The sequence below is a fragment of the Photobacterium profundum genome (assembly GCF_003026285.1).
Taxonomy (GTDB): Bacteria; Pseudomonadota; Gammaproteobacteria; order Enterobacterales; family Vibrionaceae; genus Photobacterium; species Photobacterium profundum.
Map to the genome: position 1 here is coordinate 587,684 of NZ_PYOD01000001.1, position 16,549 is coordinate 604,232.

Sequence of the window (16,549 nt, forward strand, 5' to 3'; positions counted from 1 at the left end):
ATACAAATCGAGCGGCACTAGGCCGCTCGATTCAATTCTTTACTCAGCCACAATGTAACTAAATAACCATCTTACGATGGATCACAAAGCCATTAGCGAGTTTTGATAACCAGATTATTGGTTTGCTTAACTTCTTCCATCACAACATAAGTACGCGTGTCGTTTACACCAGGCAGACGAAGTAAGGTTTCGCCCAACAGTTTACGGTAAGCAGACATATCACATACGCGAGTCTTCAACAGGTAATCGAAATCACCTGAAACTAGATGACACTCTTGAATGTCTTCAAGTTCTTGAACTGATTTATTAAATTGTTCAAAAACGTCAGGCGCACCACGGTTTAGTGTAATTTCAACAAATACAAGTAGAGATGCATCTAGAAATTGAGGATTCAGCAACGCTGTATAACCGCTGATGTAACCTTGTCGCTCTAGTCGACGCACACGCTCAAGACATGGTGTTGGAGAAAGTCCTACACGCTTAGACAACTCAACATTTGAAATGCGGCCATCTTTCTGTAGTTCGTTCAATATGTTGCGGTCAATGCGATCCAATTCCTTGGATGGTTTCTTTTTGGTATCTACCATTTTTTATTCCACCTTCTTACTTCCTTGCAAAAAAATATACTACAACTTTCTAATATTTAGAATCAAATACTCTTATAGTCAAACTATACTGCCTTTAGATCCGTATTTTTAACCTCGTCACTAGCAACAAAAACTAGTAGACCACGGAGGTAACAGTATGATCATTGGTGTACCAAAAGAAATCAAAAATCACGAGTACCGTGTTGGTCTGATTCCAGCTAGCGTTCGCGAACTTATCTCGTTCGGCCACCAAGTTGTCATAGAAACCAATGCCGGTGCTGGTATTGGCCTCACAGATGCTGACTATCAAGCTGCAGGAGCTTCCATTATTTCTAACGCTAAAGAAGTTTTTACCAGATCAGAGATGATTATTAAAGTAAAAGAGCCTCAAGCAGTAGAAAGAACTATGTTACACGAAGGACAGATTTTATTCACCTATCTTCATCTCGCACCAGATTTCCCACAAACAGAAGACCTGATAAAAAGTAAAGCAATATGCATAGCCTATGAGACCGTAACAGATAATAAGGGTACATTACCACTATTAGCGCCAATGTCTGAGGTTGCAGGGCGCATGTCTATTCAAGCTGGCGCCCAAACATTAGAGAATTCGCGCGGTGGACGAGGGTTACTGTTAAGTGGTGTTCCGGGGGTCGAGCCTGCAAAGGTCGTTATTTTAGGTGGCGGTGTTGTAGGTTCAAATGCAGCACGAATGGCTGTAGGTATGAGAGCTGACGTGACAATACTCGATAAGAATATTGATACGTTACGCGCATTAGATGCTGAGTTTCAAGGAAAAGCAAAAGTTATTTATTCTACAAAAGAAGCCATTGATAGGTTAGTTGTACAGGCCGATTTGATTATTGGTGCTATTTTGATCCCTGGTGCAGCAGCGCCAAAATTAATTACTGCCGCTCACCTTAAAATGATGAAATCAGGGTCTGCGCTGGTTGATGTCGCGATTGATCAAGGGGGGTGCTTTGAAACCTCTCATCCTACAACACACGCTGATCCAACCTTTATAATCGATGACATTGTCCATTACTGTGTTGCTAATATGCCGGGCGCTGTTGCTCGCACATCAACCTTTGCTTTAAATAATGCCACTTTGCCTTATATCATTAACCTTGCCAACAAAGGATACAAAAAAGCACTTCATGATGATGAAGGTTTCTTGAAAGGCCTAAGCATTATGCATGGCAAAGTCACGAGTAAAGAAATTGCAGATACGTTCAACCTCCATTATACCGATCCCGTAACTGCCCTTAGTATGCACTGATTTGTAAACCATCAACCATATAAGCGATAGGTATAATAAAGAAGAAAGTTATCTAAGCTTTCTACTGTAAAATGGAAAATTTGCTAACTGATTTTCCATTTTTACCCACTATCCTCCCACCGCGTTTCACGCTACTTTGTCTTTAACTGATATTTATTTCGTTCAACTGATAAATAAACATGTTGTTAAACTCTATATCAGAGTGAATAAGTAGCAATACACCTACAGCAATTAAGGCTTTTGGATCAGTTAAATCAGTAACTTTTGGTATTATTGATTGGGCTCTTTCTTTACGTCATCATTTTACCTACAATCAGCCTTCAATAAGAAATCATCTCATTCAGCCTGGAGAAGTAATGAGTAACGTAAGACATTGTAATCTACTCATCCTTGGTTCTGGCCCTGCTGGTTACACAGCGGCGGTTTATGCAGCCCGTGCAAACCTCAATCCCGTTATGATCACAGGCATGCAGCAAGGTGGTCAGCTAACGACAACCACAGAAGTTGAAAACTGGCCGGGTGATGCGGAAGGTTTAACGGGTCCGGCATTAATGGATCGCATGAAAGAACATGCTGAAAAATTTGAAACTGAAATCATCTTTGATCACATCAATGAAACTGATTTCAGCCAACGCCCTTTTCGTTTAAAAGGTGACAATGCCGAATACACATGTGATGCGTTAATCATCTCTACAGGTGCATCTGCGAAATACTTAGGTTTAGAATCTGAAGAAGCTTTCAAAGGTCGTGGCGTCTCTGCATGTGCAACATGCGATGGATTCTTCTACCGTAACCAAAAAGTGGCTGTCGTCGGTGGTGGTAATACTGCTGTTGAAGAAGCACTTTACCTATCGAATATTGCCTCTGAAGTTCACTTAATCCACCGTCGTGATACGTTCCGTTCAGAGAAAATTCTGATTAAGCGTCTTATGGATAAAGTTGAAAACGGTAACATTGTTCTTCACACCGATCGTACTCTAGAAGAAGTACTGGGTGATGAAATGGGTGTTACTGGTGTACGTATTAAAGATACTCAGTCTAATACGACAGAAGATTTAGACGTAATGGGTGCATTCATTGCGATTGGTCACCAGCCAAACACGGCCATTTTTGAAGGTCAATTAAAAATGGCAAATGGCTATATCGGTGTGCAATCTGGCACACAAGGTAATGCTACTCAAACCAGCGTAGAAGGTATTTTTGCCGCTGGTGATGTTATGGATCACACATACCGCCAAGCAATCACTTCTGCGGGTACTGGTTGTATGGCCGCATTAGATGCCGAACGTTACTTAGACGCACTAGAACAACAAAAATAATAATCTTACCCTGGCCGCTATCTTCAATAGCGGCCAGATTCTTTCAGCCTGCTCAACATCAGCATTCGCTGTACACCATTTAAAAACGATATCTTTTATATGGATAAACAAATACAGAAAAATTTAACCAAATGGTTAAAAGAACAAAGCAAACTAGCAAAACGCTGGTTAATGCTCACTATTGGGCTGGGTTTCCTTTCTGGATTACTGCTCGTCGGACAAGCCGCACTTCTTGCTAATATTCTTCATGAACTGATCATGGAACATACCGACAAATCTGAGCTGATTAATCAGTTTATTGGTTTGATCGTTGTAGTTGCCCTTCGTGCTGCATGTAGTTGGGGACGTGAAATAACAGGATACCGCTGTGGCGAACAAATTCGCTTACACATTCGTCAACTCATACTAGATCGCCTCCATAATTTAGGCCCAGCCTATATCAAAGGGAAGCCTGCGGGTGTCTGGGCAAGCCTTGTGCTTGAGCAAGTAGAAGAGATGCAAGATTTCTTTGCTCGCTACCTGCCTCAGATGTCAATTGCAGTTTTAGTCCCCGTTATTATTTTAGTGACGGTTTTCCCTCTCAATTGGGCTGCAGGGTTAATATTTTTAATTACAGCACCGCTTGTACCTATCTTCATGGCACTTGTGGGTTTAGGTGCTGCTGATGCTAACCGTCGTAACTTTAAAGCACTCCAGCGTCTTTCAGGGCACTTTTACGACCGCTTGCAAGGCTTATCAACGTTACGTTTGTTTAATCGAGCTGAAGCGGAAGCGGAAAACCTCCATGCTGCATCAACTGTGTTACGCAAACGCACAATGGAAGTATTGCGCCTTGCCTTCTTATCCTCTGCGGTTTTAGAGTTCTTCTCTGCTATTTCAGTGGCTATTGTTGCGGTGTATTTTGGTTTTGCTTTCATTGGCGAATTAAACTTCGGGCATTACGGTATTCCAATTAGCTTATTCACTGGCTTATTTATCTTGGTACTTGCTCCCGAATTTTATCAACCTCTGCGTGATTTAGGTACGTTCTACCACGCCAAAGCACAAGCAATTGGCGCAGCAGAATCGATTGTTGAATTTCTAAATGCAGAAGCTGATGAGATGAAGGCTGGAGATACAAACTTACCGTCACCCGAAACAATAGAGCTTCATGCTACCGGTTTAGAAGTACTCAGTCCGGAAGGACAAATTCTAGCGGGTCCGCTCAGCTTTTCTATTCACTCCCAAGAGCAAGTTGCGCTTGTTGGCCCTAGTGGTGCTGGCAAAACTAGCTTATTGAATGCCCTACTCGGCTTTTTACCTTATCGTGGTAGTTTAAAAATTAATGGCATTGAACTGAATGAACTTGATCACAATCAATGGCGTCAGGCAATTAGCTGGGTTGGACAGAACCCTTTATTGGTTCACGGTACAATTCACGACAACATTACGCTAGGTAATCCATTAGCAACTGAACAACATATTGCTCAAGTGGCGAAACAAGCTTATGCCAGTGAGTTTATTGACCGACTAGAAAAAGGCTACCAGCATCGTGTGGGTGATCGCTCTGGTGGGTTATCGGTTGGCCAGGCTCAGCGATTAGCTGTTGCACGTGCCATGCTACAAAACGGTTCTTTTTGGTTACTGGATGAGCCCACTGCAAGCCTTGATGCAAACAGTGAAAAATTGGTACTTGATAGCTTGGCGCAAGCCGTTAAGGGTCAAACAACGTTGATGGTCAGTCACCGTTTAGATCAACTATCAGCAATCGACCGTGTACTTGTTTTAGACAATGGCAAGCTGGTTCAAAATGGTCATTTTGATCAAATTAGTCATGAAGGCCTTCTCGCTGACATGTTGGCACATACTGATAAGAGGGATCTCGATGCGTGATTTAGTCCCTTACCTAAAGCTTTACCGTAAGCACTGGTTTGGCTTAACTGTAGGTATGATACTCGGCTTATTGACTTTACTTGCAGGGCTTAGCCTTCTCACCTTATCGGGTTGGTTTATCTCAGCATCTGCTGTAGCTGGCTTAACTATTGCCCGACAAACATTTAATTACATGTTACCCGGAGCCGGTGTTCGTGGCTTCTCGATGGCAAGAACCGCTGGTCGCTGGGGAGAAAGAGTTGTAAGTCATAATGCAACTTTCAAACTGCTTGCCGACCTGCGTTTATTCTTTTTTAAAAAACTTACGCCATTAATTCCTGGTCGTCAGACAAATCTGCGTGATGCTGATTTGCTCAACCGTCTTGTAGCTGATGTTGACGCAATGGATCATGTTTATTTGCGCCTTGTTAGCCCTCTTGTTATTGGTGTTATCGGGTTATTAGCAGTAACAGGCTTTCTTGCTTGGTTTGACTTAACCATTGGTTTAACGCTGGGTGCCGTTCTTTTATCGCTCATGCTAGCGCTACCCGTTATTTTTTACCGCTTAGGAAAATCTAACGGTGAAGAACTGACTTATGCCAAAGCCAATTACCGAGTGAAGCTGCTTGACTGGTTGCAAGGCCATGCCGAGTTACTTCTGTTCAATGCAGAAGACCGTTACCGTAAAGAAGCAGAAAGCGAGCAAGAAAAATTACTCGCAGCACAACGCAAAATGGCAAGCCTAACAGGATTCGCGAATGCAATACTGATGGCTGCGACAGGGTGGACGCTAGTACTAATTCTGTGGATTGCCGCTGATGGTGTTGGCGGAGCAATGCCTGATCCCTTCATTGCCATGGTAGCTTTTGCGACAATGGCAAGCTTTGAAATGATGATGCCTGTCGCAGGTGCTTTCCAATACTTGGGGCAGACACTGACTTCAGCACGTCGTTTAAATGAAATTATTGAAGCAACGCCTGATACGCAATTTGATCCTAATGGGCATCAAGCTGTCGTTCACGGTGATATCAGTATTGATAATATCAGTTACACCTACCACGATAGTGAACAGCCTGTTGTTAGTAATGTCTCTATCAAGCTTAAAAAAGGTGAAAAGCTGGCATTGCTCGGGCGTACTGGTTGCGGTAAATCAACCTTGCTTCAGCTAATCACCCGTAATTGGGATCCACAGCAAGGGCAAATCAGCATTGATGGTGTTGCTTTACCCTTATGGCATGAAACATCTCTTCGTAAAGCGATTACCGTCGTTAGCCAACGGGTTGATGTGTTTAATGGCTCATTACGTGAAAATCTTGTGTTGGCGAAACCTGAAGGCACAGATGAAGAGTTCAAAGCATCACTCGTGCATGTTGGGCTAGAAACCTTGCTTGAAGATAAAGGGTTAGATACTTGGTTAGGTGAAGGTGGCCGCCAGATCTCTGGTGGTGAACGTCGCCGCTTAGGTATTGCACGGGCACTGCTTCATAACGCGCCTATCCTTCTACTGGATGAACCAACAGAAGGTCTTGATCGTCGTACCGAACAACAGATTTTAAGCCTGTTACTAGAGCATGCGAAAGATAAAACCGTCTTATTCATTACCCACCGCTTAGTTGGTCTAGAGCAAATGGATCATATTTGCTTAATGGATGAAGGTGAAATCATCGAACGCGGTAAACACCAAGAGCTGATCGCCGCTGGTGGTCGATATACTGAATTGTGTAACCGTATCTAGTTTACCTTAGACAGTAGGTTTCGATACCGAGATAAACAAAAGGCGAGGACATTCCTCGCCTTTTTCACTTTTATCTTTCAAGAATAAATCTCATTTTCTTGATTAAAATTCTTTATCAACCCTTACGCCATCATTGAAGTAGAGAATCCGCACATTGTCACCTCGATTAAACACAGAGGTTTGATCAACATCTTGAATAACATCAATGAGCTTACCTTGATCGGTTTTAATCAGCACTTCAACTAAACGATATTCAATAACGGTTTGCCCTTGCTGGCGATTATGAGCAATACCGGCCCCCGCAACAGCACCTACCGCGGTAGCGACTTCTCGACCTGTACCACCACCAAATTGGTTACCAATCAAGCCACCCACCACACCACCTAGCAATGTTTCCCAGCCGTTTCGTTGTGAATTAATCACTTCTTGTTGGGTGATATAACGAACAGATTCAACCTGGCCAAAAACAACGTCATTTACTGGTCGCGCTTCATTTCGATTATACGGTGCCGCTGTTACGATCAAAGGAAGCATTAGCAGTAACAATAAAAATTTTCTCATATATAATTTCTCCATTGACGCTAATTTTTAACTAAAAAGTATTCTTTTAAAGACTATTTAACGAGAACAATTGAGTTTTATGGCAATTTACCTACCGGAACTTGACCCGGAAAATACTTTTTTCCCGAAACCTGAAACCGCACTTGATGAACCCAATGGCTTACTTGCTTTTGGAGGTGATCTACAACCAGCCCGTTTGTTAGCGGCTTACCGCCAAGGTATTTTTCCTTGGTACTCTAATGGTGAACCTATTCTATGGTGGAGCCCTGCCCCGCGTGCCATCTTTCTGCCTAACGAATTTAAGCCCAGTAAGAGCTTACGAAAGTTCTATCGAAAATCAGGATACCAAATCACACTGAATAATGCCTGTCATGACGTTATTCGCCAATGTGCCGACTGTCGAAGTCCTGAAGAAACATGGATCACCGAAGATATGATCCAAGCTTATCAAACGATGCACAACCTTGGACACTGCCATTCGGTAGAAGTTTGGCACCAAGATAAACTCGTTGGTGGATTTTATGGTTTACAAATCGGTTCAGTGTTTTGTGGTGAATCAATGTTTTCATTAGCCGATAACGCATCAAAAATTGCACTATGGTTTTTTTGCCGCCATTTTTCAGATCAAGGTGGCACCCTCATTGATTGCCAAGTGATGAACAATCATTTGGAGTCACTTGGCGCACTAGAAATTCCACGAGCACCGTTTATGCAACAGCTGCACCAGCAAAGAGCTGCCATAATTAAACCAAATAGTTTTGTTCCTCAAACGCTCAAAATACCTATTGAATAAAGAGATTTATGAATAACCTTTCTTTACGCATCGGCCTCACACCAAACTCCGACTGCAACTACCTACCTAACGAGCAAGAGCAGCTAGGGGTGGTCATGGATGAACATTGGCTATCACCTGTAGGCTATAACATATTACTCTCGTCAGGCTATCGTCGCAGCGGTAGAGCTGTCTATAAGCCAATGTGTGAACTATGTAGTGCATGCACCCCTCTACGTGTCGATTGCCCTAATTTTGTCGCCTCTAAGAGCCAAAAGCGCCAGCTAAATCAAATGAAAAAATTCCGCTGGGAGTTTAAAGCTCAACTCGATGAAGAGTGGTTTCCACTGTATGAAAGATATATCCGTTTACGCCACTCTACAGGCTCAATGTACCCTGCGAATAAAGAGCAATTCTTTGATTTTTGCACCGCAGAGTGGATGGATACTTTGTTTTTGCATGTCTACGATGATGATAAGCTTATTGCCATCGCGGTGACCGACGTATTTGAGAATGCCCTCAGTGCTGTATATAGCTTTTTTGAACCCGATTCCACGCTATCTTTAGGTACTCTATGCGTTCTTTATCAAATTCAATATAGTCAGCAGACGGGTCGAAAATGGCTTTATCCGGGCTATCAAATTGATGGCTGTAAAGCGATGAATTACAAAGTCAGATTCCAACCACACCAGAAGTTAATACTGGGCGACTGGCAATAACTGTTCACCATACAAACAGCTGGGTGAAAATCCAAACAATTCAGCACTTACAAATGAATGTATTTTGGCAAAAAACAGATAAAAGAGACTTTAGACCGCAACAAAAGCTGACAAAGTGTACTGGCAAGGGTAGAATTGCGTCCTAAACTTTACACTCAAACAGTTTCAAGGCATTATCTTGCCCGATCAGAAGAATGGCAGGTAGCCTAAGAGGATTCAATGGCAAAAGAAGACGTAATTGAAATGCAAGGTACTGTACAAGATACACTACCTAACACGATGTTCCGCGTTGAACTAGAAAACGGTCACGTTGTTACCGCTCATATCTCTGGTAAAATGCGTAAGAACTACATCCGTATTCTAACTGGTGATAAAGTTACCGTGGAACTGACTCCATACGACCTTACTAAAGGCCGCATCGTCTTCCGCGCACGTTAATCTTTCACCAAGATTAGACTGCAAATAAAACCTAGCCAAGTGCTAGGTTTTATTTTACCTGAAACTTAAGGTTTGTTGAGCTTTCAACATTGTGACCATATTGTCTTCAGATAAAAAAACCGCCTCGAAGGCGGTTTTTATTTACTGCTAACTCAGCAATGAATGATTAGTGTGCAGCTTCCAATTCATTGTTGCTGTTGTATTGGAAATCCAACTCATTATTAATATAATCGACACGTACCGAGCCACCGTTAACTAAACAGCCGAACAATAGTTCATTCGCTAATGGCTTCTTCAAGCGGTCTTGAATCAAACGCGCCATCGGACGTGCACCCATCGCCTTATCGTAGCCTTTTTCAGCTAACCAAACACGTGCATTATCAGACACTTCCATTGATACGCCCTTCGCATCAAGCTGTGCTTGCAACTCTACGATGAACTTATCAACCACTTGATGGATAACATCTTTTTCAAGATGATTAAACCAAATAATACTGTCTAAACGATTACGGAATTCTGGTGTAAATACACGCTTAATTTCCGACATTGCATCATGACTATGATCTTGTTGAATCAAACCAATCGACTTACGCACTGTTTCTGTAACGCCGGCATTGGTTGTCATAACAAAAATGACATTACGAAAATCAGCCTTACGGCCATTGTTATCTGTTAGCGTACCGTTATCCATAATCTGCAGAAGCAAATTAAAGACGTCTGGGTGCGCTTTTTCAATTTCATCTAACAATACAACAGAGTGTGGTTGCTTGATTACCGCATCGGTTAACAGACCGCCTTGATCATAACCCACATAACCAGGAGGCGCACCGATCAAACGGCTCACAGTATGACGCTCCATGTATTCCGACATATCAAAACGCAGCAGGTCGATACCCATAGTACGTGCTAACTGAACAGTAACCTCAGTTTTACCTACACCAGTAGGGCCAGCAAACAAGAAGGAACCAACAGGCTTATTCTCTGCACCCAACCCAGCACGACTCAGTTTAATAGCTTCGGTTAGTACATCAATGGCATCATCTTGACCAAATACCAGCATCTTCAGTTTGCTGTCTAGCTTCTGAAGTACATCACGGTCACTTGAAGACACAGATTTCTCTGGAATACGTGCCATTTTGGCAATCATCGATTCAATATCGCTAACATTAACGGTTTTCTTACGACGGCTTGCTGGTGCTAAACGGCAACGCGCACCCGCTTCATCAATAACATCAATTGCTTTATCAGGTAGATGACGTTCATTGATATATTTCGCAGATAGCTCTACAGCGGCACGAATCGCTTTATTGGTAAAACGAACTTCATGGTGCGCTTCATACTTAGGCTTCAGCCCCATCAAAATCTTTGTCGTATCATCAAGCGAAGGCTCAATAACATCAATTTTTTGGAAACGACGTGATAATGCACGTTCCTTCTCAAAAATATTGCTGTATTCCTGATACGTCGTTGACCCCATACAGCGTAACTTACCATTGCTCAGTAATGGCTTGATAAGGTTCGCAGCATCGACTTGCCCACCAGATGCGGCACCCGCACCAATAATGGTGTGAATTTCATCAATGAACAATACAGCGTGATCTTCTTTCTCAAGCTGCTTCAGAATACCTTTGAAACGCTTTTCGAAATCACCACGATATTTAGTGCCTGCAAGCAAAGAACCTATATCTAAAGAATAAATCACACAATCTTGAATAATATCAGGCACTTGACCTTCAACAATACGCCATGCCAACCCTTCAGCAATCGCGGTTTTACCCACACCAGCTTCACCCACTAGCAAAGGGTTATTCTTTCTTCGGCGACAAAGCACCTGAACAGTACGCTCAAGCTCACTGTCACGACCGATAAGCGGATCAATACCACCAGCACGGGCTAACTGATTAAGGTTCGTTGCAAAGTTCTCTAGCTTGTCTTCAGACGACTGTTCAGCTCTTGGTTCTTCAGAGCCAACTTCAGGGCCATTTAAATCATCATTGTCACTGTCTTTCACAGTGCCATGAGAAATAAAGTTAACCACATCAAGACGACTAATATCACTCTTCTTGAGGAGGTATGCCGCATGGGATTCTTGTTCACTAAAAATAGCGACAAGAACGTTAGCACCTGTTACTTCACTACGACCTGAAGATTGCACATGAAAAACGGCACGTTGAAGTACACGTTGAAAGCTCAGTGTAGGTTGTGTTTCGCGGCTCTCATCATCAGCAGGAATGAGAGGAGTTGTTTGCTCGATAAATGAGTCGAGCTCTTTACGCAATACATCGAGATTTGCGCGACACGCAAGCAGAGCTTCCTGAGCAGCTGCATTCTCAAGCAAAGCCAAAAGCAAATGCTCAACAGTCATAAACTCATGACGTTTTTCTCTTGCTCGTGCAAATGCACCATTCAAGCTAGCTTCTAGTTCTTTATTTAGCATAAGGCACCTCCCCTAAATACCACTCAAAGTGGCGTGCCGGAAAAATTAAGCTTTTTCCATCGTACACAGTAGCGGATGTTCATTCTCTCTTGCGTGCATCATCACTTGTGCCACTTTTGTTTCGGCGACTTCAGCAGTGAAGGTTCCACAAATTGCTTTACCTTCGTAATGCACGTTGAGCATCAACTGTGTGGCTTTCTCCATGTCCATTGAGAAGAACTTCTGTAACACTTCTATCACAAAATCCATCGGAGTGTAATCATCATTGTTTAAAACAACTTTGTACATCGCTGGTGGTTTAACCTGAGCTTCTTCCTTATCTAATACATCTGACTCAGGAATAATCCATTCGTATAACTTACTCATAATCTCATCTTAGTCATTAGTTCAAGCGCTTGCTATATCTAGGCCCAGAAAAAAAAGATTTTATCAAAATGTTACAATATGCACTTGACTGTCTAGCTCTTTTTACTAAAGTGTAACCTGTAGTAGATATAAACTGCATCAAAACAGCATTAGTATGCAAGAATAGAAGGAATACCTTGTACACTAGTAGTTAAATGGATCTTGAATGCAAGAGGGATGTAAAGCATGGCAACAGGTACAGTTAAATGGTTTAATAACGCCAAAGGTTTTGGTTTTATCTGCCCAGAAGAGGGTGAAGGCGATATTTTTGCGCACTATTCAACTATTCAAATGGATGGATATCGAACTCTCAAAGCCGGCCAACAGGTCAACTATGAGATTCAAACAGGGCCTAAAGGTCACCATGCTAGCGAGATCATTCCAGTTGAAGGTGAACTTACAAAATAGTCACTGAAAACTATCGCATCAATTTCTAAGGTGAGCATTAGCTCGCCTTTTTCATTGAAAATACCGCTTACCTACCCACTCACCTGATTAATCATATTTACATCGGCAACTCATATTATTCACTAAAATCAATAAATATTTCATGAATAAAAAATGAATGACCTCCAACACATCTTATTAACAACACTATTAACAAATATTGGTTAATGTTCCTCTAAGAGAATCATCATATACGTCTATCATAGGCGAAAAAAGAACAAGAGCAAATCGAGACAAAGCAGATAAAAGAAGAATTGAGAGTAAACGCACTGATTGCCTTTATATCTTCATAACTTACAAGTGAACTGCTTTAATATGCAGCAGTACTATGGTCAGGAAATCATCGAGATTTGAAAGAGGGAAAGAAAAGAGTGTAACAAACGTTATTTTGCCTGAGATAGCATAGAATAAAGGCCCAGCCTAAGCTGAGCCTCAAATATCTTACAGAGTAAGAGATTTACAATTACATGTGTTCAATCATGTCATCTGCAAACTCTGAACACTTACGTAAGGTAGCACCTTCCATTTGGCGTTCGAAGTCATAAGTCACAGTCTTGTTGCTGATTGCTGATTCCATTGAACTGATGATCAAATCAGCAGCTTCAAGCCAACCCATATGACGAAGCATCATTTCAGCAGAAAGAATAAGTGAACCTGGGTTTACTTTATCTTGTCCAGCATACTTAGGTGCAGTACCGTGAGTTGCTTCAAACAATGCAACACCATCACCGATGTTTGCACCCGGTGCGATACCGATACCACCAACTTGTGCAGCTAGTGCATCAGAAACGTAGTCACCGTTAAGGTTCATGGTTGCAATTACATCGTACTCAGCAGGGCGAAGTAGGATCTGTTGTAAGAATGCATCAGCGATACAGTCTTTGATAACGATCTCTTTACCAGTATTTGGATTTTTAAGCGTCATCCATGGACCACCGTCCAATAACTCAGCACCAAACTCTTGTAGAGCTACTTCGTAACCCCAATCTTTAAAGGCACCTTCAGTGAACTTCATGATATTGCCTTTGTGTACAAGCGTTAGCGAGTCACGGTCATTATCAATTGTGTACTGAAGTGCTGCGCGAATTAGACGCTTAGTGCCTTCCTCTGAAACCGGCTTAATACCGATACCACATTGCTGTGGGAAACGGATTTTAGTTGCGCCCATTTCATCTTGTAGGAATTTAATGACTTTATCTGCTTCTGCAGTGCCAGCTTGGTATTCAACGCCAGCATAGATATCTTCAGAGTTCTCACGGTAAATTACCATGTCTGTTAGATCTGGACGTTTAACTGGGCTAGGTACGCCATCAAAATAACGAACAGGACGTACACAGATATATAAATCAAGTTCCTGACGTAAAGCAACGTTTAGAGAACGAATGCCGCCACCAACTGGAGTTGTTAGTGGACCTTTGATTGCGACTTTGTATTCACGAATGAACTCTAAAGTTTCTTGCGGTAGCCATGCATCTTCGCCATAAACTTGAGTTGATTTCTCACCTGTGTAGATTTCCATCCACTCAATCTTGCGATCACCTGCATAAGCTTTATTTACTGCCGCATCGACAACTTTGATCATTGCAGGGCTTACATCAACACCGATACCATCACCTTCAATGTATGGGATTACCGGGTTGTTAGGAACGACCAGTTTACCTTCAGAATCCAATGTGATTTTCTGACCTTCGACTGGTACAACTACTTTACTATCCATTTAAATCTCCTAGCGTCCATTTGTTATCTTTTTGTAAGATGCGCGCAAATCATACTCGAAATTTTATCGACACGCCAATACTGTTATTTTCGCGTATAATAGGCATGTCGATTTACTAATCCCCAGTACAGCAGCTATTTATGAAGCCAAATACCCCTTTTCGTCAACCTCAACGTGCCAATAATGAGCGTCGAGCATCAAGAAAGATATCAAACCCGAAGCGACCTCGCGGACCGCAAAAGATCATTTTATTTAACAAACCCTTCAATGTGTTGACTCAATTTTCGGGTGAACCAGGCGATAAAACGCTGGCAGATTATATATCTATCAAAGATATTTACCCTGCAGGGCGACTGGATAAAGACAGCGAAGGCTTATTGGTTTTAACTAATGACGGCATTCTTCAAGCGCGTTTAACACAACCACAATCTAAGCAGCCTAAAACCTACTGGGTTCAGGTTGAAGGTGTGCCAAGTGATGACGATTTGGAACAGCTTCGCAAAGGTGTCACATTAAAAGATGGGCTAACGTTACCAGCAGATATCGAACGCATGGAACAGCCCGTGATTTGGGATCGTACCCCCCCAATTCGTGAACGGAAAAATATTCCAACCACATGGCTTGCGCTTACCCTGCGCGAAGGACGAAACCGACAAGTGCGTCGTATGACGGCTCATATTGGCTTTCCTACATTACGCCTAATTCGTTATAAAATGGCTGATTGGACGGTTGATGATTTAGCGCCAGGTGAGTGGCGTGAAGTGACATTACCTAATACACAAATACGCTAAATTCTATAATTTAAGCCGTTATGTTATAAATTGGTCGCTCCAACGACCAATTTATAACTGACACAATTTGTCATCAAACCCATAATAAAAAGCTACACATTCCCCCAGACTTACACTATTATTGCCCGCAAATAGCAAACGATTGCGCCATTGAAAAATAAAGCATTACGTTTAACAAAATAAAATTATTTATATACAGCATATTGTCAATTTCTCGGTTCTTTTTACACAATGAAACAAATTTGTCTCAGCCATGAAAAAAAACGATTAAATTATTAAAGTGTGATTCTGTTCTCGGTCTGTTTCGACAGATAGCTTTCTGTTAGAATTACGCTCTTAACACTAAATTGCGACTGAAGAGAAATATGTCAGATAACAGCCAGAAAAAAGTCATTGTCGGCATGTCCGGCGGCGTTGATTCATCGGTATCAGCCTACTTACTACTTCAACAGGGTTACCAAGTTGAAGGTTTGTTCATGAAGAACTGGGAAGAAGATGATAACGAAGAATACTGCTCTGCCGCAGAAGATCTCGCTGATGCACAAGCTGTATGTGACAAATTGGGTATCCACCTTCATACCATTAACTTTGCAGCTGAGTACTGGGATAACGTATTCGAGTATTTCTTAGCTGAATACAAAGCAGGTCGTACTCCAAACCCGGATATCCTTTGCAATAAAGAGATCAAATTTAAAGCGTTTTTAGAGTTTGCCGATGAAGTTCTAGAAGCGGATTACATTGCAATGGGTCACTACACACGTCGTAGTTTCCCTACAGCTGAAGGCGAAAAGCCGAAAATGCTACGCGGTGTTGATGGCAATAAAGATCAAAGCTACTTCTTGTATACGTTGAGCCATGAACAAATTGCTCGTAGCCTATTCCCTGTGGGTGAATTGGAAAAACCTGAAGTACGCCGTATCGCTGAAGAGCAAGACTTGATCACAGCCAAGAAAAAAGATTCAACAGGTATTTGCTTTATTGGTGAGCGTAAATTCACTGAATTTTTAGGCAAATACCTTCCAGCACAGCCGGGTAAAATTGAAACCGCTGATGAAGGAAAGGTGATCGGTGAGCATCAAGGTTTGATGTATCACACGCTAGGCCAACGTAAAGGTCTACATATTGGTGGCCAAAAAGGCGGAAACGGTCTTGAAGATGCGTGGTATGTAGTTGATAAAGATCTTAAGCGTAATGTCTTAATTGTGGGTCAGGGTAAAGACCACCCTCGCCTAAAATCGAATGGTTTAGTCGCATCTCAATTAGATTGGGTAGATCGTCAACCAATTCGTCAACCAATGACATGCACAGTGAAAACCCGTTACCGTCAAGAAGATATCCCTTGTACCATCATCCCTATCGATGATGAGAATATCAAAGTTATTTTTGACGAACCTCAAATCGCGGTTACACCAGGTCAATCTGCTGTGTTCTACAGTAATGAGATCTGTTTAGGCGGCGGTATTATTGAGCAGCGAATCTAAAGGAGTCGTC

The 16,549-nt window shown here is 42.2% G+C and carries 15 protein-coding genes; 10 read left to right on the forward strand and 5 right to left on the reverse strand.

Going from position 1 to position 16,549, the window contains the following annotated elements:
* Positions 1–92: 92 nt before the first annotated feature.
* Positions 93–587 (reverse strand): leucine-responsive transcriptional regulator Lrp, encoded by a 495-nt coding sequence (gene lrp / locus C9J48_RS02580; RefSeq protein ID WP_006231236.1) that lies wholly within the window; start codon positions 585–587, stop codon positions 93–95.
* A gap of 157 nt (positions 588–744) precedes the next feature.
* Here lrp and ald point away from each other — a divergent pair, with 157 nt between their 5' ends.
* The 4 genes from ald to cydC all read left to right on the forward strand — a co-directional run bounded on the left by ald (position 745) and on the right by cydC (position 6,771).
* The gene (gene ald / locus C9J48_RS02585) at positions 745–1,866 is read left to right on the forward strand and encodes an alanine dehydrogenase (protein ID WP_006231237.1); all 1,122 of its coding nucleotides are present in this window, start codon (positions 745–747) and stop codon (positions 1,864–1,866) included.
* A gap of 356 nt (positions 1,867–2,222) precedes the next feature.
* Entirely contained in the window at positions 2,223–3,185 is a 963-nt protein-coding gene (gene trxB / locus C9J48_RS02590; protein ID WP_006231238.1) for a thioredoxin-disulfide reductase, read from the forward strand.
* A gap of 99 nt (positions 3,186–3,284) precedes the next feature.
* A complete protein-coding gene (cydD, locus tag C9J48_RS02595; protein WP_006231239.1) occupies positions 3,285–5,057 on the forward strand; it encodes a heme ABC transporter permease/ATP-binding protein CydD in 1,773 nt (590 codons plus the stop codon).
* On the forward strand, positions 5,050–6,771 hold the full coding sequence (gene cydC / locus C9J48_RS02600) for a heme ABC transporter ATP-binding protein/permease CydC (protein ID WP_006231240.1): 1,722 nt from the start codon (positions 5,050–5,052) through the stop codon (positions 6,769–6,771). The genes cydD and cydC overlap by 8 nt, the downstream gene beginning before the upstream one ends.
* A gap of 102 nt (positions 6,772–6,873) precedes the next feature.
* On the opposite strand, the gene C9J48_RS02605 is transcribed toward cydC, so the two are convergent.
* Complete coding sequence (locus tag C9J48_RS02605) at positions 6,874–7,332, reverse strand: glycine zipper 2TM domain-containing protein (protein WP_006231241.1); 459 nt, start codon at positions 7,330–7,332, stop codon at positions 6,874–6,876.
* Between the two features lie 79 nt (positions 7,333–7,411).
* Between C9J48_RS02605 and aat the strand changes: the two genes are divergently transcribed.
* From aat to infA, 3 genes are all read left to right on the forward strand, one after another.
* On the forward strand, positions 7,412–8,125 hold the full coding sequence (gene aat / locus C9J48_RS02610; protein WP_006231242.1) for a leucyl/phenylalanyl-tRNA--protein transferase: 714 nt from the start codon (positions 7,412–7,414) through the stop codon (positions 8,123–8,125).
* Positions 8,126–8,133: 8 nt separating this feature from the next.
* Positions 8,134–8,823, forward strand: a complete 690-nt coding sequence (locus C9J48_RS02615) for an arginyltransferase (RefSeq protein ID WP_006231243.1) — start codon at positions 8,134–8,136, stop codon at positions 8,821–8,823.
* A gap of 219 nt (positions 8,824–9,042) precedes the next feature.
* The gene (gene infA, locus C9J48_RS02620; protein WP_006231244.1) at positions 9,043–9,261 is read left to right on the forward strand and encodes a translation initiation factor IF-1; all 219 of its coding nucleotides are present in this window, start codon (positions 9,043–9,045) and stop codon (positions 9,259–9,261) included.
* Positions 9,262–9,427: 166 nt separating this feature from the next.
* On the opposite strand, the gene clpA is transcribed toward infA, so the two are convergent.
* Positions 9,428–11,698, reverse strand: a complete 2,271-nt coding sequence (gene clpA, locus C9J48_RS02625) for an ATP-dependent Clp protease ATP-binding subunit ClpA (protein WP_006231245.1) — start codon at positions 11,696–11,698, stop codon at positions 9,428–9,430.
* Between the two features lie 45 nt (positions 11,699–11,743).
* Positions 11,744–12,064, reverse strand: a complete 321-nt coding sequence (gene clpS / locus C9J48_RS02630) for an ATP-dependent Clp protease adapter ClpS (protein WP_006231246.1) — start codon at positions 12,062–12,064, stop codon at positions 11,744–11,746.
* A 225-nt stretch (positions 12,065–12,289) separates the two neighbouring features.
* Here clpS and cspD point away from each other — a divergent pair, with 225 nt between their 5' ends.
* Entirely contained in the window at positions 12,290–12,511 is a 222-nt protein-coding gene (gene cspD / locus C9J48_RS02635; protein ID WP_006231247.1) for a cold shock domain-containing protein CspD, read from the forward strand.
* A 502-nt stretch (positions 12,512–13,013) separates the two neighbouring features.
* On the opposite strand, the gene icd is transcribed toward cspD, so the two are convergent.
* Complete coding sequence (icd, locus tag C9J48_RS02640) at positions 13,014–14,267, reverse strand: NADP-dependent isocitrate dehydrogenase (protein WP_006231248.1); 1,254 nt, start codon at positions 14,265–14,267, stop codon at positions 13,014–13,016.
* Between the two features lie 140 nt (positions 14,268–14,407).
* On the opposite strand from icd, the gene C9J48_RS02645 reads away from it, so the two are divergent.
* A complete protein-coding gene (locus C9J48_RS02645) occupies positions 14,408–15,058 on the forward strand; it encodes a pseudouridine synthase (protein ID WP_006231249.1) in 651 nt (216 codons plus the stop codon).
* Positions 15,059–15,411: 353 nt separating this feature from the next.
* On the forward strand, positions 15,412–16,539 hold the full coding sequence (gene mnmA / locus C9J48_RS02650; RefSeq protein WP_086004189.1) for a tRNA 2-thiouridine(34) synthase MnmA: 1,128 nt from the start codon (positions 15,412–15,414) through the stop codon (positions 16,537–16,539).
* Positions 16,540–16,549 lie beyond the last annotated feature (10 nt).

Excerpts from the sequence above, each read along its gene's own strand:
- clpS (WP_006231246.1), bottom strand. The coding sequence starts at position 12,064 with ATGAGTAAGTTATACGAATGGATTATTCCTGAGTCAGATGTATTAGAT.
- icd (WP_006231248.1), bottom strand. The coding sequence starts at position 14,267 with ATGGATAGTAAAGTAGTTGTACCAGTCGAAGGTCAGAAAATCACATTG.
- C9J48_RS02605 (WP_006231241.1), bottom strand. The coding sequence starts at position 7,332 with ATGAGAAAATTTTTATTGTTACTGCTAATGCTTCCTTTGATCGTAACA.
- C9J48_RS02645 (WP_006231249.1), top strand. The coding sequence starts at position 14,408 with ATGAAGCCAAATACCCCTTTTCGTCAACCTCAACGTGCCAATAATGAG.
- cydC (WP_006231240.1), top strand. The coding sequence starts at position 5,050 with ATGCGTGATTTAGTCCCTTACCTAAAGCTTTACCGTAAGCACTGGTTT.
- clpA (WP_006231245.1), bottom strand. The coding sequence starts at position 11,698 with ATGCTAAATAAAGAACTAGAAGCTAGCTTGAATGGTGCATTTGCACGA.
- lrp (WP_006231236.1), bottom strand. The coding sequence starts at position 587 with ATGGTAGATACCAAAAAGAAACCATCCAAGGAATTGGATCGCATTGAC.
- cydD (WP_006231239.1), top strand. The coding sequence starts at position 3,285 with ATGGATAAACAAATACAGAAAAATTTAACCAAATGGTTAAAAGAACAA.
- C9J48_RS02615 (WP_006231243.1), top strand. The coding sequence starts at position 8,134 with ATGAATAACCTTTCTTTACGCATCGGCCTCACACCAAACTCCGACTGC.
- infA (WP_006231244.1), top strand. The coding sequence starts at position 9,043 with ATGGCAAAAGAAGACGTAATTGAAATGCAAGGTACTGTACAAGATACA.
- ald (WP_006231237.1), top strand. The coding sequence starts at position 745 with ATGATCATTGGTGTACCAAAAGAAATCAAAAATCACGAGTACCGTGTT.
- aat (WP_006231242.1), top strand. The coding sequence starts at position 7,412 with ATGGCAATTTACCTACCGGAACTTGACCCGGAAAATACTTTTTTCCCG.
- cspD (WP_006231247.1), top strand. The coding sequence starts at position 12,290 with ATGGCAACAGGTACAGTTAAATGGTTTAATAACGCCAAAGGTTTTGGT.
- trxB (WP_006231238.1), top strand. The coding sequence starts at position 2,223 with ATGAGTAACGTAAGACATTGTAATCTACTCATCCTTGGTTCTGGCCCT.